Source organism: Candidatus Binatia bacterium (assembly GCA_036493895.1).
Lineage (GTDB): Bacteria > Desulfobacterota > Binatia > UBA1149 > CAITLU01 > DATNBU01.
The window spans coordinates 25,661-48,525 of the sequence record DASXOZ010000081.1; the positions used below are offsets into that span (position 1 = coordinate 25,661).

At 67.0% G+C, this 22,865-nt stretch carries 21 protein-coding genes; 10 read left to right on the forward strand and 11 right to left on the reverse strand.

Translation table 11 applies throughout. The features are described from left to right. Window positions 1-21: 21 nt before the first annotated feature. Complete coding sequence (locus VGK20_19145; GenBank protein HEY2776165.1) at window positions 22-2,310, reverse strand: DUF6077 domain-containing protein; 2,289 nt, start codon at window positions 2,308-2,310, stop codon at window positions 22-24. Window positions 2,311-2,317: 7 nt separating this feature from the next. Continuing rightward, window positions 2,318-3,322 (reverse strand): LLM class flavin-dependent oxidoreductase, encoded by a 1,005-nt coding sequence (locus VGK20_19150; protein ID HEY2776166.1) that lies wholly within the window; start codon window positions 3,320-3,322, stop codon window positions 2,318-2,320. 158 nt (window positions 3,323-3,480) lie between these two features. On the opposite strand from VGK20_19150, the gene VGK20_19155 reads away from it, so the two are divergent. Continuing rightward, a complete protein-coding gene (locus VGK20_19155; protein HEY2776167.1) occupies window positions 3,481-4,077 on the forward strand; it encodes a thermonuclease family protein in 597 nt (198 codons plus the stop codon). A 48-nt stretch (window positions 4,078-4,125) separates the two neighbouring features. Here the strand turns inward: VGK20_19155 and VGK20_19160 are convergent, their stop codons facing one another. Further along, window positions 4,126-4,518, reverse strand: a complete 393-nt coding sequence (locus VGK20_19160) for a hypothetical protein (protein ID HEY2776168.1) — start codon at window positions 4,516-4,518, stop codon at window positions 4,126-4,128. A gap of 491 nt (window positions 4,519-5,009) precedes the next feature. On the opposite strand from VGK20_19160, the gene VGK20_19165 reads away from it, so the two are divergent. Together VGK20_19165 and VGK20_19170 are read left to right on the forward strand one after the other, a co-directional pair. After that, window positions 5,010-6,362 (forward strand): M20/M25/M40 family metallo-hydrolase, encoded by a 1,353-nt coding sequence (locus VGK20_19165; GenBank protein ID HEY2776169.1) that lies wholly within the window; start codon window positions 5,010-5,012, stop codon window positions 6,360-6,362. 196 nt (window positions 6,363-6,558) lie between these two features. After that, window positions 6,559-7,026: a PaaI family thioesterase gene (locus VGK20_19170; protein ID HEY2776170.1), complete on the forward strand. Its 468-nt coding sequence runs from the start codon at window positions 6,559-6,561 to the stop codon at window positions 7,024-7,026. 16 nt (window positions 7,027-7,042) lie between these two features. On the opposite strand, the gene recQ is transcribed toward VGK20_19170, so the two are convergent. Beyond that, window positions 7,043-8,944 carry a DNA helicase RecQ gene (gene recQ, locus VGK20_19175; protein ID HEY2776171.1) on the reverse strand — a complete coding sequence of 634 codons (1,902 nt, stop codon included), beginning with the start codon at window positions 8,942-8,944 and terminating at the stop codon, window positions 7,043-7,045. Between the two features lie 291 nt (window positions 8,945-9,235). On the opposite strand from recQ, the gene VGK20_19180 reads away from it, so the two are divergent. Continuing rightward, window positions 9,236-9,952, forward strand: a complete 717-nt coding sequence (locus tag VGK20_19180) for a hypothetical protein (GenBank protein HEY2776172.1) — start codon at window positions 9,236-9,238, stop codon at window positions 9,950-9,952. Here the strand turns inward: VGK20_19180 and VGK20_19185 are convergent. Beyond that, the gene (locus VGK20_19185; GenBank protein HEY2776173.1) at window positions 9,921-10,706 is read right to left on the reverse strand and encodes a hypothetical protein; all 786 of its coding nucleotides are present in this window, start codon (window positions 10,704-10,706) and stop codon (window positions 9,921-9,923) included. The genes VGK20_19180 and VGK20_19185 overlap by 32 nt on opposite strands. Window positions 10,707-10,850: 144 nt before the next feature. On the opposite strand from VGK20_19185, the gene VGK20_19190 reads away from it, so the two are divergent. Then, window positions 10,851-11,597 carry an isoprenylcysteine carboxylmethyltransferase family protein gene (locus tag VGK20_19190; GenBank protein HEY2776174.1) on the forward strand — a complete coding sequence of 249 codons (747 nt, stop codon included), beginning with the start codon at window positions 10,851-10,853 and terminating at the stop codon, window positions 11,595-11,597. A gap of 6 nt (window positions 11,598-11,603) precedes the next feature. Here VGK20_19190 and VGK20_19195 read toward each other — a convergent pair whose 3' ends face one another. Together VGK20_19195 and VGK20_19200 are read right to left on the reverse strand one after the other, a co-directional pair. Beyond that, a complete protein-coding gene (locus VGK20_19195; protein HEY2776175.1) occupies window positions 11,604-13,817 on the reverse strand; it encodes a molybdopterin-dependent oxidoreductase in 2,214 nt (737 codons plus the stop codon). A 16-nt stretch (window positions 13,818-13,833) separates the two neighbouring features. Next, complete coding sequence (locus tag VGK20_19200; protein HEY2776176.1) at window positions 13,834-14,265, reverse strand: phosphoribosyl-AMP cyclohydrolase; 432 nt, start codon at window positions 14,263-14,265, stop codon at window positions 13,834-13,836. 259 nt (window positions 14,266-14,524) lie between these two features. Between VGK20_19200 and VGK20_19205 the strand changes: the two genes are divergently transcribed. The 4 genes from VGK20_19205 to VGK20_19220 all read left to right on the forward strand — a co-directional run bounded on the left by VGK20_19205 (window position 14,525) and on the right by VGK20_19220 (window position 18,518). Further along, window positions 14,525-15,157, forward strand: a complete 633-nt coding sequence (locus tag VGK20_19205) for a hypothetical protein (GenBank protein ID HEY2776177.1) — start codon at window positions 14,525-14,527, stop codon at window positions 15,155-15,157. A 176-nt stretch (window positions 15,158-15,333) separates the two neighbouring features. Beyond that, a complete protein-coding gene (locus VGK20_19210) occupies window positions 15,334-15,795 on the forward strand; it encodes a hypothetical protein (GenBank protein HEY2776178.1) in 462 nt (153 codons plus the stop codon). Window positions 15,796-15,918: 123 nt separating this feature from the next. Continuing rightward, entirely contained in the window at window positions 15,919-17,328 is a 1,410-nt protein-coding gene (locus VGK20_19215; GenBank protein ID HEY2776179.1) for a M20/M25/M40 family metallo-hydrolase, read from the forward strand. 8 nt (window positions 17,329-17,336) lie between these two features. After that, window positions 17,337-18,518 (forward strand): heparan-alpha-glucosaminide N-acetyltransferase domain-containing protein, encoded by a 1,182-nt coding sequence (locus VGK20_19220; GenBank protein ID HEY2776180.1) that lies wholly within the window; start codon window positions 17,337-17,339, stop codon window positions 18,516-18,518. A 71-nt stretch (window positions 18,519-18,589) separates the two neighbouring features. Here the strand turns inward: VGK20_19220 and VGK20_19225 are convergent, their stop codons facing one another. The 4 genes from VGK20_19225 to VGK20_19240 form a co-directional block, all read right to left on the reverse strand. After that, window positions 18,590-19,261, reverse strand: coding sequence for a PqiC family protein (locus tag VGK20_19225; protein ID HEY2776181.1), 672 nt, complete (start codon window positions 19,259-19,261; stop codon window positions 18,590-18,592). Then, on the reverse strand, window positions 19,258-20,235 hold the full coding sequence (locus tag VGK20_19230; GenBank protein HEY2776182.1) for an MlaD family protein: 978 nt from the start codon (window positions 20,233-20,235) through the stop codon (window positions 19,258-19,260). Before VGK20_19230 ends, VGK20_19225 begins: the two co-directional genes overlap by 4 nt. Next, window positions 20,219-20,962 (reverse strand): ATP-binding cassette domain-containing protein, encoded by a 744-nt coding sequence (locus VGK20_19235; protein ID HEY2776183.1) that lies wholly within the window; start codon window positions 20,960-20,962, stop codon window positions 20,219-20,221. Before VGK20_19235 ends, VGK20_19230 begins: the two co-directional genes overlap by 17 nt. Window positions 20,963-21,068: 106 nt before the next feature. Further along, window positions 21,069-22,202, reverse strand: a complete 1,134-nt coding sequence (locus tag VGK20_19240) for an ABC transporter permease (GenBank protein HEY2776184.1) — start codon at window positions 22,200-22,202, stop codon at window positions 21,069-21,071. A gap of 241 nt (window positions 22,203-22,443) precedes the next feature. Here VGK20_19240 and VGK20_19245 point away from each other — a divergent pair, with 241 nt between their 5' ends. Then, window positions 22,444-22,863, forward strand: coding sequence for a secondary thiamine-phosphate synthase enzyme YjbQ (locus VGK20_19245; protein HEY2776185.1), 420 nt, complete (start codon window positions 22,444-22,446; stop codon window positions 22,861-22,863). Window positions 22,864-22,865 lie beyond the last annotated feature (2 nt).

The following is a 22,865-nucleotide window of genomic DNA, read 5'->3' on the forward strand; positions in this document are numbered from 1 at the left end:
TTTCGCTCTTTCGCCGCGGTATTACGGCGCTTCGACGGTGACGCGCCGGACGTTGACGACGGGAAGGAACGACGAAGAAACCTCGATGTCGATCGAGTCCGTGTCGAGGCGCGGCAACTCCACGACGACGGATCCTTTGCCGGAGATTCTCGATGAGCCCAGCATCGTCGGAGCGTTTCCGTCGGTGGAGTGAACCGCGACTCGCAGCTCGTCGACGGCCCTTGCCGTCGCGCCATCCACGCGCAGCACCAGGTCGTCGCGACCATGAAGCCGGGTCAAATCGAGGTGGCACGCTCTCGCCGGCGGTGCAGCCAGCCACGGGTTGCGGCCCGTCATCGGCATTGCCGGTGCGCACGCGGCTTCGACCACCGTCTGCAAACCTTTGTCGTCCTTCGACTGCAGCACGACCCGAGAGCGCGGATCCGGCGACGCATCGACGACGCAGAGCGCGTAAGCACCTGCCGAGTACAGCACCGAACTGCAGCGCGGCAGCAGCCGCGACCGTGGATCGAACGCTGCGTGTGTCGCAGTCACCGCCGCCGCCCGCTCGAGTGCGCCCGCATCGGGATCGCCGTCGAGCAGCGCAGAGCGGGCGCGCAAGCGTGCTTCGCCAACGGCGCGCGAGCCGCAGAACACGATTGTCGAGCGGTCGAGCGCAGCGAGGACGTGATGGCCGGTCAGTGCGGGAAGGCGTTCGGCCAGCTCCGGTGCCGCAACGATGATGGAGTCGGGTGGCAGAGCGGCGACGGCTGCGACGAGACCCTGGAAATCAGGGTCTGCCGGCGGTGACAGCCGCGCGCGCACGTCGGCGAAGTGATCGTGCGCAGCGACGAACGCGCCCGGAAGCCCGAGACAGACCAGCAGCAGCGCGGCCGCACGCTCGCCGCGCGCGATGCGCGAGCCGAATGCATCGGCAGCGATGGCCGCCAGCGGCGCGAGCGGCAGGATCCACAGCACGCGGTAGACCATCCACGGAGGAATGATGCTGCCGGCCAGCGCGGGCAGCGGCGGCACGAAGGCGAGCGCGAGCGGTACCAGCGTCGTCGTCGCGAGGTAGGCCCCGGTGACGGCGTCATGCGCGAGAGTTTCGCCCGCGTTTCCCGATGGCGTGAGCAGCGAGCGGCGACGCGCCGCGATGACGATTCCGGCCAGCGCGAGCAGCGCGACAGGGTGCAGCAGCAGGCGCGGCGTGACGACATAGCCGCCCGAGTCGAGCAGGATCAATCGCTCGCGCCCCTCGTGCACGCGCACGACCGGATGATCGGGAGAGCGAAGATCGGCGCCGATGTCATCGAGACGCGAGCGTACGACGAGGCCTTCGGCGGCCGGTGCAAGCGCGACGACGACCAGGATCGCGCCGCAGGCCCCGAGGATACGGCGGCGATCCGGCGCTGCGGCGGCGACGAGCAGCGCAAACGGCAGCAGCGCGACGAGCACGAACGCGAACGCCAGTGCATGGACCGCCGCCGTGGCGACGCAGACGAGCGCGAGCAGCGCCAGGTCGATCGGCGAACGTGTCGGAGTGCGAATGCAGCGAAGGAACATCGAGACGCAGAGCGGGAACAGCACGGATGCCGCAAGGATCTTGTCCTCGCCCGCCCGCGCGAGCACGGGCACGAGGCCGCCACTCCACAGCAGCACGGTTGCCAGGACGCAGAGCCGCCCGCGCGATCCGCGCCCGAACAACGCTGCGGCCAGGCTCTGCGCCGCTCCGATCGCGGCAGGGACGACGAGCACCGGCGCCATGCGCTCGTAGACGGCGACCGGATCGGTCGCCGACAGATGCGAGCACAGCGCAAGGCCGAACAGCCATGGATGCACGGCGAATCGTGCGAAGACCTGGCCGCTGCCGAGAAAAGGCTCGGCCAGCGTGAGCACTGCCGTGCTTGCGTAGCTGCGGACGTACGCGAGATACCACCAGCGGTCGATGCTGCCGACCGGCGCGAATAAGACGGCGGCGGCGCAGAGCACGATGAGCAGTTGCGAAAACAGGATCCGCGCGGCGAAGCTCGCCGGCCTGCCGGGCGTCTCGTGGATTTCCTCTGCTGCGCCGCGCGCGGCGATTCTTCGCGCGACGACGGCGGCCAGCGCGGTCACGGCCGCGAGGCTCGCCGAGCCCGCGGCGATCGAAGTGCCGAGAATCAGGCAGCAGGCGAACGCGGCCGTCAGCAGCGCGAGCGAGACGGCAAAGCAGAGCGCGAGTTGTTCGAGGGGCCTGCCGCGCACCGATGCGGCGGCGAGGACGACTTCGCCGGGCAGGAGGAAGATCGCAGCGCCGGAAGCGGCGTCGGCGAGCGCTCCGGCAAGCACTGGCGGCTCAGGCCGCCGGCGCCATGATCTGCAGGTACATCGAGCAGATCTCCGGGCCCATGTCGGTGGGCAGGCCGAGGATCGGAAGGTCGACGCCGGCGCGGCGCCACTGGCCGAGCCGCTCGCGGCAGAAGCCGGGCTCGCCCGCGATCACGAGCGCGTCCAGAAGCTCCGGCGAGACGGCCGCGGCGGCCTCGGGCTTCTGCCCCGCCACGTACAGGTCACGCACGAGGTCGCAATTTTCGCGGTATCCCATCCGCGAAAGCATGTCGTGGTAGTAGACGCCCATGCCGCCGACGTAGAACGAGATGATGCCCCTTGCCGAATGGTAGCTCATCTCCTTGTCCGGCATCGGGATCACCGTCGTGAACGGCGCCACGGCGATGTCCTTGACGTCGCGCCCGGATTTGGCCGCGCCTTCGGCGAGGATCGCCACACCGCTCTCGAGCTGCTGCCACGGCCAGAACGTCGGCATCCATCCGTCGGCCAGCTCCCCGACCATGCGGATGGCCTTGTCGTTGAGGCAGGCACAGAAGATCGGGATCCTTTCGCGCACCGGCGTCATCGCCAGCTTGAAGTGACGAAACTCCCAAAGGTCGACGCCCGCGTCGCTCAGGCGCTCACCCGCAATCAGGCACTGGATCACCTTGATGTACTGGCGCAGCCGCGTCAGGGGTTTCTCGTAGGGTACGCCGTGGAATCCCGCGATGACCTTCTCCCCCGAGGTTCCGAGGCCGAGAATCAAGCGCCCTTCGGAGACTTCGTCGAGAGTGGCGGCATGCATCGCCAGCAGCGCAGGCGAGCGGCTGAACACGTTGACGATGCCGGTGGCCAGCTTGATGCGCCGGGTGTGTACCGCGATTTCCGTGAGCAGACTGAAGGCCTCGTATCCCCAGGCCTCGGGAATCCAGAACGAGTCGTAGCCGAGCTCGTCCGCCTCCTGGGCGTGACGCAGCACCTGCTTGCGGTTGTAGTTCTTCCAGAAGGCGACGAGCCCCGAGCGTTCGGCCACGGCGTTCTCCCTCGAGCGGCGAAGCGGGCCGCGCAACGAGGGAGCCACTTAAGGAGGGCAGGACCGGGGAGTCAAGCGATGGAGACGTGACAGAGGTGCTGGCGGTCGCCTATGCTGTGCACTCGTGCGATGACGATGGACGGTTGGAGAGCGCGTCGATGAAAATGCCCGACCCTTCGAGCGTGAAAACGCGACCGCGCCGCGCGCGGCGCCGCCCGTCGCCCTACGCACGCGGCGTCGTCGTGCTTCTCGTGGCGATGGTCGCATTCGCGCTCGGCCGTGCCACGGTGCACCCCAAACTGCCGCAGGTTACCGACGATCCGAAGAGCGCGCCGGAAGTGATCCGCGGCAATCCCCTGGTCCTCGACGGCGATACGCTCGATTTCAACGGTCTTCGCGTGCGGCTCTTCGGCATCGACGCGCCCGAGCGCGACCAGATGTGCCAGCAGGCCGACGGGACGCACTACGGCTGCGGCGTGATTTCGCGCGAGGAGCTGGCGCGCGAAATAAGCGAGCAGGCCGTCGAGTGCACGCGCCGCGACATCGATCGCTACGGGCGTGTCGTCGCCGTCTGCCGCACGCGCAAGGGCGACCTCGGGCAGTTCCTCGTCGAGCAAGGGATGGCGCTGGCATACCGGCGCTACAGCGAAGACTACGTCAAGGAAGAGGACCTCGCGCACAAGCTCGGTCGCGGCGTGTGGCAGGGCAACTTCGAGAAGCCCTGGGACTACCGTCACGAAGCGACAGAGCACTGATCGCGGACGGGGTTTTTCGACGAATCTGCGCCGGTCTTCGAGGTGACTTCAGGCCGACGATTTCTGCACGAGCTTCATCGTGTACGGGTGGTTCATGTAACGCACGCCGAGGTCGAGCCAGTACTTGTTCGCCATGAAATCGGCCACACGCGTGGCCATCTGCGGAGACTGGATCATCTCGACGTCGTCGAACTGCGCGCCGGCGATGCGGATCGACGTCATCGGCTTCGTGCTGCTGCAGTCGACGCGCGAGGCGGCCTGGGAGCCGAGGCGCACGTAGAGGTCGCCGTCGATGACAGCGACCCAGACGTACGACCAGTGCTCGCCTTCGCCCGGGCAGTCGGTGCGAAATTGAAGCGTCTGCTCGTCGCCCCATTTTGCCGGAGTCCAGTCGGCGGCCCTCGCCGCAGGTGCGCTCATCACGAGACAGGCGACAGACATCGCTGCCAGTTGCACGGCCAATCGCATCGCAACCTCCGTCGGCGACGCTGCAAGGTCGCCTCTGTGAACCTCTACGCTCCGGGGAGACAACCGTCCAGCACCGTTGCCGCACTTCGCGGCAGCGGATTGCCCGGCGTGCAGGCAGGGTGACGGCATCCACGCAGTCGAGGCGTGCCCCGCCGATCGCAGCATACCGGCAAAAAGGCTGCGGGCTGCGCACCGCCGGTTGCGGGCCTGTCTGGCACATCCGTTGCATCGATCTGCACAGGCGGCCCGCGCGACTGCCGCCGCGAGCAAGGCGGAGGGTGCCTCACGGGGCACCCTCCAATTTCCGGGAGCCTTCGTGGTTCCGAAAGTAACGCCGCCGACGGGCAAGGTCGCCATCCCCCGATGAGGCCTCCGCTTGCGCGGCGTTCTCTTTTTTTCCGGCCGCCGGCCGGTCGGGGCCTTCGTATTTCTCAGCGGACCGGCGGTGGCGTAGAGTCGCCCCCATGACAGTCGCCACCGCCGCCCGACCCTCTCTTTCGATCGACTGGAACGAGATCACCGAGCACGCGACGAGCCTGCTGTCGGATTACATCCGCATCAATACGACGAACCCTCCCGGCGGCGAGGAAGCCGGGGCCGTCTTCCTGCGCGAAGCGCTGGCGCGCGAAGGCATCGACTCGAAGTTCTACGATGCAGGCAAGGGACGGGTGTCGATGTCGGCGCGCGTGCCGGCGACGGTGCAGCGAGGCAACAAGCCCATCGTGCTGCTCTCGCACATCGACGTCGTTCCGGTCGAGCGCGACCAGTGGAAGATCGACCCGTTCTCCGGCGCCGTCGTCGAGAACGTCATCTGGGGCCGCGGCGCCCTCGACATGAAAGGCATGGGCGTCATGGAGCTGATGACGATGGTGCTCGCGCGCCGTCACCACATCGCGCTCGACCGCGACCTCGTGTTCGTCGCCGTTGCCGACGAGGAAGAAGGCGGCATCTACGGCGTCCATCACCTGGCCGAGAAGCATCCCGAAGTGCTCGAGGCCGATTACGTCTTCAACGAGGGCGCCTACGGTTTCTGTGAGTTCATGGGCCGCGAGGCGAAGATCGTCGGCATCGGGCCGAGCGAGAAATCCCCTTGCTGGCTGCGTTTTCGCGCGACCGGGCTGCCCGGCCACGCTTCGGTTCCGCACTCGAAAAACGCGCTGGTCAAGCTCGTCAAGGCGCTGGCGCGAGTCGAGGCGGCCGACAGGCGCGCCGTGCTGACGCCGGCGGTCGAAGCGATGCTGCGCACGCTGGCCCAGCGCGGCTACCTGCCCGAAGACCTCGATCCGCGCGACGAGGCGACGCTTTCGATGCTGACGTCGGTCGACGCGCACCTGTCGGCGATCACGCACGACACCGTGAGCATCACCAGCGTGCACGCCGGACAGAAGATCAACGTCATTCCCGGCGCTGCCGAGGCCACCGTGGACTGCCGGCTGCTGCCGACGACGGATCCGAAGGAATTCGTTGCCGAGATCCGGCGCATCGTCGACGATCCCGACATCGAGGTGAGCGTCGTCTACCAGCACGATTCCGGGATGTCGTCGATGGATACGCCGGTCGTCAGCATCGCGGCCGAGGTCGTTCGCGAGAAGCTCGGCGAGGATTCGTTCCTGATGCCGCTGCTCTCGCCGGGATTCACGGATTCGCACGCGTACCGCGCGGCGGGCGCGCAGGCCTACGGGTTCACGCCGGCGCTGCTGACGCGCGAGGAGCTTGCGACCATCCACGGGCACAACGAGAGGATCAGCGTCGCCAACATGCGGCTGGGCACCGAAGTGCTGTTCGAGGTCGTGCGGCGGCTGGCATCGCACGGGTAGAGTTGGCGGTCGGCTCGCTCCGCTGGCGACGCCCGGTGGGCTAGCCGATTGTCGGCGCGTGCGGTCGCGCAATGGTTCGACGCCGCGCCCGCCCGCTGGTTACCGCGACCGGCTCCTTCCAGCGACGCCGCAGTGGTCCTTGTCGCGGCCGCGGTGCGAGCCACAATGGCCGCATCGACCCGAAGGAGCTGGACCAATGAACAAGACCGGCCACGCCGCTGCCACCCAGGAACACCCGATGACCGACGTCGTGCGCAGCGCCATCGTCGCATCGCCGCTGGCCGCGCTGCTCGGAATCGAGCTGGTCGAGGTCGCCGACGACCTGGTGCGCGCCAGGCTGCCGTTTCGCACGGAGGTGACGACGATCGGCGATCTGGTGCACGGCGGCGCGATCGCTGCGCTCGTCGACGTCGCGGCGACTGCGGCAGCGTGGACCCGCGCCGACCTGTCGCGCTCGCCCCGTGGAACGACGATCGGCTTCAGCCTGAACTACCTGAACGGCGCCGTCGCGACGGACCTCGTGGCAACGGCCACCGTGATCCAGCGAGGCAAGTCGGTGCAGGTGATCGAGGTGGACGTGCGCGGGACGGGAGAAAAGGCGATCGCGCGCGCGACGGTGACATACAAGCTCGACCACAAGGCGGAGGTGCGCCCAGCCGCGTAAAGACCGAACGCCGCGCTTACGCGCCGTCGAGCGCGCCCGCGTGCTCGCGGATCGCCTCGAGGAAAGCCTCCCCGTACTGCTCCAGTTTCTTCTGCCCGACCCCGGTGATCGCCGAGAGCGACGCTCGTGTCAGCGGAAGATCTCGCGCCATCTCGCGCAGCGTGACATCGCCGAAGACGATGTAGGCGGGCACGGACTGGGCATCGGCGAGGCTGCGACGCAGGATCCTCAGCCTGTCGAACAAGGCCTCGTCACAGGCAATCTCGCCGGCGGGCCCTTTCGAGGGCCGCGGGGAAGAAGCTACCGCCTCTTTCCGCGATCGCGGAGGCGGAGCCTTCGTCAGCATCACCGTGCGGCGCGAACGCAGCGCCTCCATTCCGGCGTCGGTGACGAAGACCGTGGGAAACTCGCCCGTCTCGGTCTCGAGATAGCGAAGACGAATCAGCTCGCGGCCAATGGCCTGCCACTGGCTGCGCGAATATTCGCCGCCGATGCCGTAGGTCGTCAGTGCCTGGTGGCCCCAGCGGCGGATCCGCTCGGTGTCGGCACCGGTCAGGACCTCCGCATGATGCGACAGGCCGAACGTCGCATCGCCGCGAAACCCGCTCACACGGGCGCGATGAATGCTGCTGAGCAGCTTCTGCACCGCCAGCGTCGCGTCCCACGCCTGGTGCGGCTCCAGGCAGTTGTCGCACGCGCCGCAGCCGCCGTCGGGCGAGGCGTCGCCGAAGTAGGCGAGCAGCACCCGGCGCCTGCACTCGCCTGTCTCTCCGTAGTCGATCATCTGGCGGAGCTGGGCCTGCGCGACCTGCTGCTGGTGCGCGTCGCTGATCTCGTCGACGAACGCGAGCTGGCGGGCGACGTCCGAAGCGCGAAACAGCAGCAGGCATTCGGCCGGCAGCCCGTCGCGGCCGGCGCGGCCGGTTTCCTGGTAATAACCCTCGATGTTCTTCGGAAGGTCGTGGTGGATGACGAAACGGACGTTGGGTTTGTTGACGCCCATGCCGAACGCGATGGTCGCGCAGACCACGCGCGCCTCGTCGCGCAGGAACGCATCCTGGTTTGCGCTGCGCGCGCGCTCGCCGAGTCCTGCATGGTACGGCACGGCGGCCACGCCGTGGCGCACGAGGTGCTCTGCCAGCGTCTCGCAGCTCTTGCGGCTCTGGCAGTAAACGATTCCGCTGTCGCGCGGACGTGCGCGCACGAACGCGAGCACCTGCGCCGACGGCTTGTCCTTTTCGGCGACGCGATAGTGAAGGTTCGGCCGGTTGAAGGTTCCGATGAACACGCAGGCTTCACGCAGGCGAAGCTGCGCGAGGATGTCGCTTCGAACCCGTTCGGTTGCCGTCGCCGTGAGCGCCAGCAGCGGAACCGCCGGCAGCAGGTCGCGGAGCTCGGCCAGGCGACGATATTCCGGGCGAAAATCGTGTCCCCACTCCGAGATGCAGTGCGCTTCGTCGACGGCGACGGCGGCGACGTTCCACTGGCGCAGCCGCTCGAAGAACGTGCCGGCGAACAGCCGCTCCGGCGCGACGTAGAGCAGGCGGTAACGGCCGTCGTGAAGGTCTCGCAGGCGGCGCCTGGCCTCGTTTTCATCGAGCGTCGAGTTGAGGAAAGTGGCGGCGACGCCGGTGGCGGTCATCGCGTCGACCTGGTCCTTCATCAGCGCAATGAGCGGAGAGATGACGACTGTCAGGCCGGGGCGCAGCAGCGCGGGGAGTTGGTAGCACAGGGACTTTCCGCCGCCCGTTGGCAGCAGCGCGAGCACGTCGCGGCCCGCGAGCGTCGCAGCGACGATCTCCTGCTGCAGCGGACGAAACGTGTCGTAGCCGAACACCTCCCGCAATTTGGTGTGCAAGACACCCGCGTCTGGAACGTCGGAGTACCTGGTGGGTTCGATGGAACCGCTGGCCGCCATTCGGGGGAACTACCACGTTGGGGCACGCCGCGCGATGACAGTGCGTGCATGTTTCCTGCGTAGCGCGATCGCTGCGCACTGGCGCGGTCGCGCGGAGATGTGCACCGCCACAGTTGGGCGCTGGGGGACGAACTCGCGGGCGGAGGCGGTGCGTAGTAGTACCCTTCTGGATAGGCTGGATAGGCTGGATAGGCTGGACAGCTGCAAGGCGCGGATCAAGGTCTGCGACAAGGGCGGCAGATTCGATTCGCAGCGACCAGGCGCCGGCGTCCAGGATCCAGGAGTGAGGCGATGAACGTCCTGTTCGTGCACGGCTTCGGAGGTGCCCGCGGCGCAGTTGAGCGCTCGCTGGCCGACGCCGCGCGCGGAGGGCCGCACTATTTCCTGCCTGTGCGCTGGCCGAGCGGCGACCTTCGCGAGATGCGCGCCCGCGCCGTCATCGAAGTGGCGCGCCGCGTTGCGCGCAAGAGGAGCCTTCACCGGGGCCTCGTTGACGCTGCCGTTTACGGAACCCAGCAGGCCTCGCTCGCCTGGCACCAGGCGATCGCGAACGTGCCGGCGGGTGCAGCCGAGCTCGGCGTTGCCGTCGAGTCGCTGCACGCGACGGGCCATGAGATCTCGGTGATCGCGTTCAGCCTCGGCTGTCGCGTCGTGCTTTACGCGATCGCCGCCGGCGTGATCACGCCGGGCAGCGTAGACCGTCTCGTCTTCGCCGGCTCGGCTGCCCCGGCCTCCGGCTTCGAGGGCCTTCCGCGGCTGATTGCCGGCGGCACCCGCATCCTGCACGTGTTCTCACGCCGTGACGCTGTTCTCGACCGGCTCTATCCGCGCGGGGATAGCAATGAGAAGCCATCCGGACGCGACACGCTCGCGATCGACGGGGTGGAGAACGTCGAGGTCGACGTCGGCCACCGTGGCTACCCGTCGATCGCTGCCGACCTGTGGAAGCTCGCGACCAGCCGCGAGCCCCACGCCGTTACGGCGCAGTGTTCGTCCCGTTCCCGTTGAGATCGTCGGCTCCCTGACGCACGCCGGTTGCGGTGTCGTGGCCCGCATCCCTGGCGCCTTGCGCCGCATCGTGGGCGGCTTCACCCGGGTGACCATGCACCACGTCGTGCGCGGCGTCGCGCGCTCCCCGTGCGGTGTCGTGCGCAGCGTTGCCGACACCATGGGCAGTATCGCGCACAGCCTCGCCGGTGCGGTGGACGGGGCGGGTGGCCGCCGTCGTCGTACGATGGGTGGTGGTGCGATGGGTAGTCGTGGTCTTGTGCACCGTTCGATGCACCGTTCGGTCGGTCCCATGCACGACGCGCGAAGCGTCGCCGGTCGCGCGATGTACGGCGCGCGCCGACGCATCGGCCGCGTGGTCGATGGTCTCGTGGGTTGCGTGTCCGACGGCTCTTGCCGTGTTCCCGGCCGCGTGGCCGGCGGCCCGCCACGGATGCTCCTGGCTATGCGTGGTGCGCGTCTGCGTGCGGGTCTCGGAGGTGGTTGCCGGATACTGCTGCGTGCGCGTATCGGTACGCGTTTCCGAGCCGGCCGCGGGATACGGCGGGTTGCGCGTATCGGGACCGGCAGCGGGATACTGCTGTGCGCCGGTATCGGGTCCGGTGGCGGGGTCGGGGTACTGTTGCGCTGCGGCCATCCGCGGCACGAGCGCCGCCGCGACGATCAGCGCGAATGCCGCGGTTGCATGCCCTGTCGCAAAATGGCGCGAGGTGGAACGATACGGGGCGGATGGGGTTCTGTGGTGTGTTCTCATGCCGTCATCTTAACTCCCGGGAAAAGGCCGGGAAGCGGGTTCGGCGCGGGTATCGCTTAAGTTTCCCCCTTCCGGCTGGCAATCTGGCGCCGGCAATCGCCGGCGCGGCCCTTCGGGGTGAATCGCGGCGCGGGGGAGGCAGACGTGGCACTGAAGGAGGAATTCGCCAAATCGGGCGCGCTGCTGTTCCAGTGGCGCAGCTACCTGCCGCTGGTATTCCTTCCGCTGTTCCTCGTCGCGATGCGCGACCTCGCGCACGTCAGCGCAGACGACAGCCTCGGCGAGCGCTGGGGATTCTTCTGCATCGGCGTTTCGTTCGCCGGGCTTGCGCTGCGGGCATTTGTCGTCGGGCAGACTCCGGCCCGTACTTCGGGACGCAACACGCGCGAGCAGGTGGCGGATTCGCTCAACACCACCGGCATGTATTCGGTGGTGCGTCATCCCCTGTATCTCGGCAACTTCATTGCATGGACGGGAGTGGCGATGTTCACGCAGAGTTTTCTCGTCGTGCTCGTCAGCGTGCTCGCGTTCGCGCTCTACTACGAGCGCATCATGTTCGCCGAAGAGAAATTCCTTCGCGAGAAGTTTCGCGGCGACTTCGATCGCTGGGCCGACCGCACACCGGCGTTCGTTCCCCGCTTTTCGCAGTGGAGGAAATCGGCGGTGCCGTTCTCGTGGGGGCTTGCGGCCGAGCGCGAGTACTCGGGGATGTTTGCGATCGTCGTGACGTACAGCGTCCTGGAGCTTGCCAGGGGCTGGTTCCAGCGCGGGACCGCGCACGTGGATCCCGCGTGGGCGATCTTTTTCGTCGCGGGTACGGCGGCGTATGTCTGGCTGCGTTCGCTGAAAAAGAAGCGACGGCGCGCGGCTTCGGTGTCTTCGAGGCTGTGACGCCGGTCAACTCGCCGCGACGCCCGACCAGTCGTGCTCCAGCGGGCCGCTTGCCGGCCGCACGTCGACGACGAAACCCGTCAGGTGCGCCATTCCGGAGATCTTTTCGATGCGCCCGGGCCCGTCTGGAGACAGCAGGTTGACGTTGACGCCGCGAGTCTTGCTCGCGACCGAAAGGCCGGTCGCGGCCTGGTGGCCCCAGCCGTGCGGCAGCGCGACGGTGCCCGGCATCAGCTCGGGCAGCAGGCGCACCGGCACGCGCACGGTGGCGGTGTCGGTCGTGACGTCGGCGAGTGCGCCTTCGGTGAGGCCGGCGCGCCCCGCGTCGTCGGGATGCATGTAGAGATAGTTCGTCACGCGGTCGGCGTCGACGAATTCTTCGAGGTTGTGGGTCCACGAGTTGTGCGTGGTCACTGCGCGGCGCGTGATCAGCTTCAGCTTGCTGGCGTTTTCCCGCTCGGATGCAAAGTCCGATTCGAGCTTGGCCGCCTGCGCGACCAGGGCCGGCGGCGCGAGGTCCACGCGCTGGTCCTCGGTGATCACGCGCTTGCCGAGAAAGGTTCCCGCCTGGTGATCCGGCCGCGGGCGGCCGTGCTTTTCGCGAAGCAGCTTGCGGAACCCGCCCTGGCGCGTGGCGCGCAGGATCGCCGAAAGGAGCGCTTTTTGCGGCACCGACGGCTGCGCGTCCTTGCTTCGCAGCGAATTCAGGCTGCGCGCGAATTCGAGGGAGGCCTGCACCGGCCTGGATCCGAACAGGCTGACGCCGCTGGCGCGGGCGAGGTCGAGGTAGATCGTCGCTTCGTCGCGCTGCTCGCCCTCGGGATCGACGACGCGGTCGGTTGCCTGGAGGTAGGGCTTCGACTGCAGCCCGAGCATCAACGGGAAGATGAACGGAAGGTCGGGTCTCTGCAGCGGAGAGGTGCACGGCAGGTTGTAGTGCGCGAGCTGCCCCGTCTCCGAACGAAAGATGTCGAGCGTGACGAGAAGCTCGAGCTTGGCGAACGAATCGCGCAGCCTGGCGCTGTTGGCCATGGTCAGCAGAGGGTTGCCGCCGGTGACGAACAGCGCCCGCACCTGGCCGCGGCCCGGAGTCAGGATTTCATCGGCGAGGATGCCGCCGGGAAATGCATCGTTGGTCGAACGGAAGCCGCCGACGCGCGACTCGTGGTTCGACAGCAGCGTGCCGGTCTTCTTGCCGAACGCGATGAAGTCGGTGACGCCCATCCCGACCAGGGTGCCGCCGCTGCGATCGAGGTTTCCGGAAACGGCGTTGATGCACTCCTGGATCCAGAACGCGAGCGAGCCGTTGCCGCCCATGTTGACGCCGGTGGAGCAGTACATCGCGGCGCCGGCGGCCTTGCGGTAACAGGTGACCATTTCCTGCAGCTTTTCGGCCGGGATCTGCGTAACCTCTGCCGTCCGCTGCGGTGTCCACGGTTCGGCGATTTTCTCGAGATCGTCGAAGCCGCGCATGTGCGCGGCGACGCGGGCGCGATCGACTCCGCCGGTGGCGATGAGCTCGCGAAGGAACGCCAGGAAGAAAAACACGTCGGTGCCCGGCCGGATGAAGACGTGCTCGCCGGCAACCTTGGCCGTTTCGGTGCGGCGCGGATCGACGATGAAGATCTTCGCGCCGCGCTCTTCCATGTCGCGAAGGCGCTTGATGGGGTTGGAGACCTGCAGGAAGCTCCACTTGGAGATCGCAGGGTTGGCGCCGGTGATCACGAGGCAGTCGGTGCGGTCGAGGTCGGGAAACGGTTGCGTGAACGGGAACCCGTAGACCTGGCGTGCCACGGCGAACTTGTTCGCGCAGTCCTGGGTTGCCGACGAATACATGCTGCGGCTGCCGAGCCCGGTCATGAAGCCCTGCGCGAAGGCGGGATGCAGCACGCCGAAGCCGGCAGCGGTGCCGACGTACATCGCGATCGAGTCCGGCCCCGTGTCCTCGCTGATCGCGCGGACTTTCTGCCCGATCTCGTAGTTGGCCTGCTCCCACGAAATGCGCTGCCAGCTCGTTCCGACCCTCTTGGTCGGGTACATCAGCCGGTCGGGCGAATCGTACATGCGGTGCTGCTTGAGCCCCTTGGCGCACGCGAAACCGCTGGTGGCAACGTGCTCGGCATCGGGGCGGATCGCGGTGACGCGTCCTTCTTCGACGTCCACTTCGAGGCCGCAGAGGGCCTCGCAGATGCGGCAGAAGGTGTGGCGCGTCTCCTTCATCTCTTCTCGTCGCGCTTCAGCGCATCCCGTCGAGGAAGGCGGCCTGGGACTCCGAATCGAGGCGGCGGTAATAGCAGGTCCGGCGCGTGCGGCCCGAAGAGTCTTTCGTGTGGCAGCAGCCGCCGCGCGTGGGCCGCACGACGTACAGCAGCGAGTTCTGCTCGCAGTTGATCCGCACGTCGACCAGCTCGAGCACGTCGCCGGAGGTTTCACCCTTGCGCCACAGCTCGTTGCGGGAGGTGGACCACAGCACCGCGCGGCGCGTCTTCAGCGTTTCCGCGAGCGCGAGATCGTTCACGTAGCCGATGTAGAGTACGTCCTTGCTCTCGGAATCCTGGAGAACGACCGGGACGACGTGCTGGCCCTTCTCGCCGATTTTCGCGAGCTTGGCGAAATCGAGCTGGACACCGGTTCCTTCTTCGAGTTTCGCTTCGAGTTGCGCGGACATGGGGCTCCTGGTGCGCGGGTGATCCGGGCGCAGCGCCGGTCGTTGTAGCGGAGGAGCGGAGACGAGTCACCCGCGGCGCTGGCGGCGGGGAATCGGCGGGGCGGCGTAGCGGGACCGGGATGTTACGGGCGGTGATCGAAGCAGGGCTCCCGTACGGGGTTTCCCTTCCTTCAGGCGGTGCGCAGGCGGAATACACTGACCGGGTCAACGCGGCGGTATCGCGTTAAGCGGGTCAAGAGATTTGGAGTTAGGCAGTGGGATGATTCGCACGATTCTAATCTTCGGCACGCTCGTCGGGCTCAGCGGCTGTCCGGTCTATCACCTCAACGATCTTCCCGAATCTCAGTCGGTCGATCAGCCTGTTCTTTTCAATCGGCCCGGCTCGCTCGTACATGAGGCGTCGGGGCTCAAATTCGCTGAGTGGTACGATCACTTTCAGCGCGTGACCGCCTACCAATACGACACACTCGGGACGAACGTTGGCATTGGGTACAACGACCGACGACCGGAGTGTCTTATCGTTGCCACATTTTACCTGTACCCAACTCCACCCATGAGCTTCATCGGTGCTTCGCCCAACGCGGTCGCCTCGATTGAGGGCAACTGGCTCGAGCAGGAATTCGCCCGAGGTATGGCGGCGATCGAGAAGTATCACCCGACTCTAGAGTCGCCCGTCATTGCCGCTTCCACGACGCCAGTTGTCGGGACAGTCCTACGCGGCTCCTCGTTCACGTTTCATGAGTCGGGCGAGTTCTCCGAGCTTCGGCTGTTCGTCTATCGACACCAGTGGTTTCTCAAGTTCCGATTCACCTATCCGGACTCATGCAGTGCTGAGGCTGAGTCGAGGCTGGAAGCCCTAGTTGCGAATCTGCCGTGGGCCGTCGCGCAGTAAACTTCTAAACTCATCAGAGGTTTTCAGAGATTCTCACGGCCCTGGCTAGATTCGCGCGGAGAACGTCGGTACATCGCAATGCCTAGTTTTTCACTCAACCGGCCAGCCGGGCGGACGTCCAGCTCGACTCTGGCGACAGTAGCGGCCGCCGGTTACTTCAGTCGTTGGACGGCAAATTGAACGAGATACTTCGACTCTTTGTGATTCTCGGCGCCGCATCTCTTCTGCTGACAGCGTCCGCAGCCGCTGAGGAGCCGAATCGTTTTGCTGTCGCGGGTCTCAGCGAAACCCAAGCGCGAACGTTTTTCGAAAAACTCCAGAATGTCATTCGCAGTGGCAATGGTGATCGATTGGCAGATCTCATGTCCTTTCCCCTCTTCGTTCACTCTTCGAGTAACTCGATGACCGTCGGACAGCGCGCGGATTTTCTAGCTGGCGTCAATCGGATCTTCACACCAGACATAAGAGCCCGAATACTCTCGCAACGTTTCGACGACTTTTTCGCCAATGGGCGAGGCGTCATGATTGCGAACGGTTCAGTATGGTTCTCCGGGATCTGCTCCGCGACGTCGTCGCCAGGGTCCTGTGAGATCGAGCGAGTCCTCGTGGTTAGCGTGAATCTTGATGCGCCAACGTGAGGGTCGCATATGAATAGAGGTGTCGTGAATCCCTTCGCGAGAAGCCGCGGGGTCTGCTTCGTAGCGGTCGTTGCGCTCGCAGGCTGTTCGGCCTCGTCCTTCCCGCCGAAGCCAGGCGAGACGATGCCCCGCGATGGCGCGGCTGCCACCGCCGTCCCATCGATCGACGCAACGAAAAGCCCACTCGCCGCCCCGTACGTCGACGTCGCCCGGCGCATCCGCGACGCGAGCCTCGCCAGCGACCGCGCGTTCGAGCGGCTCGGCTATCTCACCGACAAAATCGGCCCGCGCCTGTCGGGCTCGACCGCGCTGGAGCATGCGGTCCAGTGGGCTCGCGACTGCTTCGTCGCCGACGGCCAGGCGAACGTGACGCTGGAGCCGGTGCAGGTTCCCCACTGGGTTCGCGGCGCGGCGTCCGCGACCGTGGTGACGCCCGTGCAGCGCACACTGTCGCTGCTGGCGCTCGGCGGAAGCGTCGCGACGGCGCCACAAGGCCTCACGGCGCCGGTGATGGTCGTCGGTTCGTTCGACGAGCTGGAGTCGCGCAAGGCCGAAGCGAAAGGCAAGATCGTGCTGTTCGATCATCCGATGGCGAGCCAGGGCAGCGCGGGCCGCAACTACGGCGAGGCGCTGCCGTATCGCACGACGGGTGCAATGCGTGCCGCGCCGCTCGGCGCGAGGGCCGTGCTGGTGCGGTCGCTGACGGCCCGAAGCCTCGGCAGCCCGCACACCGGCTACATGCGCTACCCCGATCCGCCGATGGCAGACGTGCCGAAGATCCCTGCTGCGGCGATTTCGGTCGAAGACGCCGAGCTGCTGCACCGCCTCGTCCGCCGCGGCGACAAGCCGTTCGTTCACCTCGCGATGTCGCCTCGGATGCTGCCTGACGCAAAGTCCGCGAACGTGCTCGCCGAGATTCCGGGTCGCGACCTCGCGCAGGAAGTGGTCGTCATCGGCGCCCATCTGGATTCGTGGGACGTCGGGCAGGGAGCCCAGGACGATGGCGCCGGCGTCGTCGTCGTGATGGAGGCGCTTGCCACTCTGCGGAAGCTCGGCCTGGAGCCGCGCCGCACGATCCGCGCGGTGCTGTTCACCAACGAGGAGAACGGAGTGCACGGCGCTGCGCAATACGAGGCTGACCATCGCGACCAGCTCTCGCATCACGTCGCGGCTTTCGAGATCGACTCGGGAGCCGGCGCGCCGCGAGGATTCATGACCGACGGTGACCAGCCGTTTCTCGGCCAGGCGCGCGAGATCGCGTCGCTGCTCGCCCCGGTCGGCGCCGACACGGTGCTCCCCGGTTTTTCCGGCGAGGACGTCTCCGCGATGAAGCCCGAAAAGGTTCCTCTGTTCGGGGTCCTGCTCGATGGCGAGCACTACTTCGACGTGCACCACTCGGTGGCCGACACCCTCGACAAGATCGATCCGGCGCAGCTGCGCAAAACCGTCGCTGCGCTGGCGACGATGGCGTTCGTCGTCGCCGACCGGGAGGACACCTGGAGCACGGCCCCGGCGCCGGCCGCAGGTCGATGAGCCCGACTGTGACGGCGAACGCGGGCCCGACGGTATTGCAACCGGCAGCGCCTGCACCGCGGGCGAGTGCGGCCCCGTCTCCACTCGGCCGCCTCGTCGCTCTCGACTGGATGCGCGGGCTGGTGATGGTGCTGATGGCGCTCGACCACAGCTCCGACGCGTTCAACGCCGGCAGGGTATTCGGCGACAGCGCAGGTTCCTGGCATGCGGGTACGCCGATCGCGGCCGACCAGTTCTTCGTGCGCTGGGTGACGCACCTGTGTGCGCCGACTTTCGTATTTCTCGCGGGCACCGGCCTCGCGTTCTCCGTCAGAAAGGAGCTCTCGAGCGGAAAAACCCAGCGCGACGTCGACCGCTACATGCTGACACGCGGCGTGGTGATCGCCGCGTTCGAGCTGTGGATCTCGTACTTCGTGATGCCGAAGGGCCAGTACCTTTTCCAGGTCCTGTACGCGATCGGCACGAGCTACCTGCTGATGATCCCGCTGCGAAGGCTCGGCGACCGTCTCGCCCTGGTGCTGGCAGTCTCGATGATGCTCGGCCTCGAGCTCGTCTGCGGGGTTCTGCTCGGCTCGTACGGCGGACGGCCGCCACTGTGGGCGATGTTGCTCTTCGTTCCCGGCAATCCTCCGCATCTGTTCATCGGCTATCCGACCTTGCACTGGTTGGCGCTGATGCTGCTCGGCTGGTGCTTCGGCAGCTACCTGATCCGGAATCCGCAGACCGCGGTCGACCTGGCGCGCAAACTGCTTGCGGCCGGAGGCGCGTTGCTGCTGTGTTTCGCCGTCGTCCGCGGTCTCGATGGCTACGGCAACATGGCGCTCTACCGCGACGACGCGTCCGTCGTGCAGTGGCTGCACGTCAGCAAGTATCCGCCGAGCCTCGCGTTCGACACTCTCGAGTTGGGCATCTGCTTCGTGCTGCTGTCCCTCCTCTTCGCGCTTTCGGCCACGCGCGCGCCGCGGCCGGCCAGCCTGCTGCTGGTGCTCGGACGCACGCCGATGTTCTTCTATCTGCTGCACTTCCCGCTGCTCGTCACTGCCGCGCAGCTTCTCGGCGTCGAGCACAAGCTCGGCATCCCGGCTGCCTTCCTCGGTGCGACTACCGTCGTCGCGGTACTGTATCCGGCCTGTCGCGCGTACGGGCGCTACAAGGCGGCCCACAAGCAGGGGTGGGCGCGCTACATTTGATGGCGCGATGGCAGCGGTCGAGCCGGGAGTGAGGCGTGGAGGGAGTCGAACCTGCCGCTCCGACAATCTCGCTAGGGTTTTTTCGTCGTCGGCCTCGCGGTTTTCTTCGGTGAGGTTGCCGCTGGCGCCGACGCCGCGCCGATGACGGCCCCGGCGATTGTGTCGGCGAGGTGGTCGACGCAGCGACTGAGGGCGTCGACTACCTGGGCCGCATCGCTGCCGCCCGCCTCCTCGAACGAAGACTGCGATCCCGCGACGACCGCGCCGTCGGAAGTACGCTCGACGCGCCAGCGCGCGACGAGCACGCCGCGCCCGTCGGCCAGCGCGTCGAAGCGCAGCACGTCGACGGGGATTTTCCAGTCGACGCGCGTCGTCGAGTACCACGGATATGCCACCGCGTTGGTCGTGCCGATGCGCGCTGCGGTTCGATACAGGAGAGCGCGCGGAAAGGCCGACGCCAGCGGCTCGGCCCAGAATGCATCGTGCACGTACTCGACGGTGCCGTCGCCGGTGCGCACCAGCCCCTGCGAATCGAGGTAGCCGGGCAGGTTGACCGGTCCGAGTCCGATGCGCACTTCCGGATGCGTGGCCGCGGGCGCGCCGGCGTTCGCCTGCAGCGACGACAACACGAAGTACCGCGACTTGTCCGGCGCGGGCTTGAGCAGCGTGCAGCCGCCGGCAGCCAGGACGGCGAGCAGCACGACGCAGGAGCGCAGGTACCGGAGCCTCGTGCGGTGTTTCATTGCGGCTTCACCTTGGGTTCTCCCTTGCCCTTGAGGAGGGCGTCGGGCTGGCGCTCGAGAAGCGCCGCCAGGTCCTTGACGGTCTTCGCAGTCGTCTGCGCATCGTCGAGGGTCTTCTGCAGCGCGACGACGAGCGGAGAATCGGGCTGCAGCACGCTTCCGGTATTCTTGGCCGCCCCTCGCAGCTCGACCAGCGTCGATCTCAGGTCGGCCAAGGTCGGTTCGAGGTCCTTGCGCAACGGGTCGAGCACCGCGCGCGCGGTATCGGAGGTGTCGCGGAAACTGGCGAGGGCCTGGTCGAGCGTATTCATCGTCTCGTCGAGGTGGGCGATGGCAGCCTTCAGGTCCTGGGATTGCAGGATATCGTTGGCCGATGCCAGCGTCGCTTTGAAATTCTCCACGAGACCTTCGACGTCGATCCTCTGCAGGTCCGCGAAGAACTGCGCGGCCTTGAGCTGCACTTCCTCGAACGGGGTGGGCAGCGTCGGGATTTCCGGGTACGGCGCGCCGAGCTCGTCGCCGAGGCGCAGGCCCTTGGTCAGCGGGAACAGGTCGAGCTTGACGTAGAGCACACCGGTGACGAGGCTCTCGGAAGCGAGCTGGGCCCTCAGCCCGCGCATCACCAGCGCGTTGATCGTCTCCGGGTTCGGTTTGGCTTGCGCACCGAGGCTCGCGGTCTTCTCGGCGTCGAGCTCGATGATCACCGGGACGTAGAACTTCTCGCGGGGGCCCGAAAGCTGGGCCATGTCGCCGACGCCGAGCAGCACGCTGGTGACGGTGCCGATCTGGACGCCCTTCAGCTTGACGTTCGCGCCTACCGAGAGCCCGCTGACGTCGCTCTCGAAGTAGAGGATGTACTTGTAGGTCTCGCGGAAGTAGCGACCGGAGCCGAAGACCGTCAGTCCGATGATGCCGAGCGCGATGGCGCCGATGACGAAAGCGCCGATGGCCGCCGGATTACTTTTCTTGGACATGTCCGGCCTCCTCGCTGCCGTCGCCGCGATTGAGGAAACGGCGCACCTTCGGATCGGGAGACGAATCGCGCAGCTCGCGGGGATTGCCCTCTGCGATCATCGTGCGCGTCTCCGGGTCGAGGAAAATACTGTTGGTCGCGATCGTGAAAATGCTCGCCAGCTCGTGGGTGACGGCGACGACGGTGGCGCCGAGGCTTTCGCGCAGCTGGAGGATGAGCTCGTCGAGAAGCCGCGAGCTGATCGGATCGAGCCCCGCCGACGGCTCGTCGAAGAACAGGATGTCGGGGTCGAGCGCCATTGCGCGGGCCAGCCCGGCGCGCTTCTGCATGCCGCCGCTGATCTGCGAAGGATAGTAGTCCTCGAATCCGGCCAGCCCGACCAGCGCGAGCTTGAGCGAGGCGACTTCGCGGATCTGCGCCGGGCCGAGCGTCGTGAACTCGGTCAGCGGCAGCGAGACGTTCTCCGCCAGCGTCATCGAGCTCCACAGGCCGCCGCTCTGGTAGAGCACGCCGAAGCCGCGCAGCATCTGCTCGCGCTCTTCGGCCGATGCACGAGTGAAACTGCGGTCCCCGTAGTAGACCTCGCCTTTGGCCGGTTCGAGCAGCCCGATCATGTGTCGCAGAAGCGTGCTCTTGCCGCAGCCGCTCGCTCCCATCACGACGAAGACGTCGCCACGCCGGACCGTGAAATTGAGGTCGTGCATCAGCACGAAATCGCCGAACGCCATCGTCAGGTCGACGACGGTGATGCGCGCGTCTTCGGCAATATCCGGTTTCTTCGGTGCGGGAGCCGCCCCGTTGGCCGGTGCGTTTTCGGTCGCGGAGGCCGGCACTTCAGATGTCGAGGGCATAAAATACCACGGCGAACAGGCCGCAGGCCGAAATGATCGCGACGATGCTGCTGACGACGGCCCTGGTGGTCGCGTCGCCGACGGCCGACGAGCTGGTGCCCGACTGCATGCCGCGCAGGCAACCGAACAGCGCAATGAGGATCCCGTAGACGCTGGCCTTGACGATACCTCCGAAGAGATCGTTCAGCGACACGGCCCACTGTGTGTACTGGTAGTAGGTCACGGGCGACAGCCCGAGGCCCAGTACGCCGACGAAGGCACCTCCGACGATCCCGACCGCATCGGAGTAGAGGCACAGGAGCGGCATCATCAGGGCCAGCGCGATCATGCGCGGCAGCACGAGGAACTCCAGCGCCGAGATCCCCATCGTCGACAACGCGTCGACTTCCTGGTTCACCTTCATGCTGCCGAGCTGCGCAGCGTAAGACGCCCCGGTGCGGCCGGCCATCACGATGCCGGTCATCATCGCGCCCATCTCGCGGACCATCGCCACGCCGACGAGGTTGGCCACGTAGATCGTCGCGCCGAACTGCTGCAGCTGGACGGCGCCGACGAACGCGAGGATGGTGCCGACGAGAAAGCTGATCAGCGTCACGATCGGCAGGGCCTCTGCGCCGGCCTCCTGCATGAACAGTGCGATGTCGGAGCGGCGCACGCGCGCGCGGCCGCGCAGAAGGTTGCCGAATGCGAGGACGACGGTGCCGAGGAACTCGAGCGCTTCGAAGCCTCCTTCGGCAACGGCAGTCACGCGTACGCCCAAGCGTGCGACGAGGTTCTCTTCGTCGGCGGTCGCCCGCGCCCCCTCGCGCTCGGGGACGATTTCGGCCAGGTGCAGCATGCCGCGCACGCCCTCGGGCAGGCCGCCGCGATCGATCGCGATCCCCTTGTCCTTGAGCAGCTGCTCGAAACGCAGCAGGAACACGAGCAGGCCGGAGTCCCAGCGACCGATGTGCGAAGCATCGTAGCGCGCGCTGCGGCGCCCCAGTCGCGTGACCTCGTCCGCGGACGGCTCGGGCGCGGGCAGGCTGCCCTGGATCGACCAGGCGCCCGTCAGCGTGACGAGGGCGGCATCGTCGCCGGCAGTGGAAACCTGGATCGCGGAAGCGGGATTTTCCATGGGGGAGGGCGCTTGCGCACCCGCTCCACGAGATATCGGCCGTCAGACCGACTGGCAAGCCGGGCTGCCGCCGGACCGGCGCGGAGGCGGCAAGCATCGGGCCCGTGGATGCGCAGCCGCGCCCGGATTCGGGCAAACCCTCCGACAGCTGCATCGCCACGGCGCTGCATGCCGTTCCTGCTCACCCGACCCGGGTTTCGCCCGCTTGTCCCTGGCAGCGGCGCAGCTATGTCCTCCATCCGTGCGCCAGGATTTTACGACGATCGACGTCGAGACACGGCAGCCGGGGCTCGTCGAGATCACCGGTCGCGTGCTGGCGTGGCTCGAGGGAACCGGGATCGACGAAGGCATCGTGACGGTGTTCATCCGCCACACCTCGGCTTCGCTGCTCATCCAGGAGAACGCCGATCCGGACGTATGCAGCGACCTCGACGCGTTTCTGCGGCGGCTCGTCCCGGAGGACTCTCGTCTTTACCGTCACACCGCCGAAGGCGACGACGACATGCCGGCGCACATCCGCGCCGCACTGACTGCAACCCAGCTTTCGATTCCGCTCGTCGCCGGAGAGCTGCGGCTCGGAACGTGGCAGGGCATCTACGTGTTCGAGCACCGGCGCGGTCGTTTTCGCCGCAGCGTCGACCTGCACGTGATCGGCGAGTGAAT

Bases quoted from the DNA above. Each gene is read 5' to 3' on its own strand.
- VGK20_19200 (HEY2776176.1), bottom strand. From the start codon at position 14,265: ATGTCCGCGCAACTCGAAGCGAAACTCGAAGAAGGAACCGGTGTCCAG.
- VGK20_19155 (HEY2776167.1), top strand. From the start codon at position 3,481: ATGAAAATGCCCGACCCTTCGAGCGTGAAAACGCGACCGCGCCGCGCG.
- VGK20_19170 (HEY2776170.1), top strand. From the start codon at position 6,559: ATGAACAAGACCGGCCACGCCGCTGCCACCCAGGAACACCCGATGACC.
- VGK20_19230 (HEY2776182.1), bottom strand. From the start codon at position 20,235: ATGTCCAAGAAAAGTAATCCGGCGGCCATCGGCGCTTTCGTCATCGGC.
- VGK20_19180 (HEY2776172.1), top strand. From the start codon at position 9,236: ATGAACGTCCTGTTCGTGCACGGCTTCGGAGGTGCCCGCGGCGCAGTT.
- VGK20_19185 (HEY2776173.1), bottom strand. From the start codon at position 10,706: ATGAGAACACACCACAGAACCCCATCCGCCCCGTATCGTTCCACCTCG.
- recQ (HEY2776171.1), bottom strand. From the start codon at position 8,944: ATGGCGGCCAGCGGTTCCATCGAACCCACCAGGTACTCCGACGTTCCA.
- VGK20_19160 (HEY2776168.1), bottom strand. From the start codon at position 4,518: ATGTCTGTCGCCTGTCTCGTGATGAGCGCACCTGCGGCGAGGGCCGCC.
- VGK20_19165 (HEY2776169.1), top strand. From the start codon at position 5,010: ATGACAGTCGCCACCGCCGCCCGACCCTCTCTTTCGATCGACTGGAAC.
- VGK20_19205 (HEY2776177.1), top strand. From the start codon at position 14,525: ATGATTCGCACGATTCTAATCTTCGGCACGCTCGTCGGGCTCAGCGGC.
- VGK20_19225 (HEY2776181.1), bottom strand. From the start codon at position 19,261: ATGAAACACCGCACGAGGCTCCGGTACCTGCGCTCCTGCGTCGTGCTG.
- VGK20_19235 (HEY2776183.1), bottom strand. From the start codon at position 20,962: ATGGCGTTCGGCGATTTCGTGCTGATGCACGACCTCAATTTCACGGTC.
- VGK20_19195 (HEY2776175.1), bottom strand. From the start codon at position 13,817: ATGAAGGAGACGCGCCACACCTTCTGCCGCATCTGCGAGGCCCTCTGC.
- VGK20_19240 (HEY2776184.1), bottom strand. From the start codon at position 22,202: ATGGAAAATCCCGCTTCCGCGATCCAGGTTTCCACTGCCGGCGACGAT.
- VGK20_19215 (HEY2776179.1), top strand. From the start codon at position 15,919: ATGCCCCGCGATGGCGCGGCTGCCACCGCCGTCCCATCGATCGACGCA.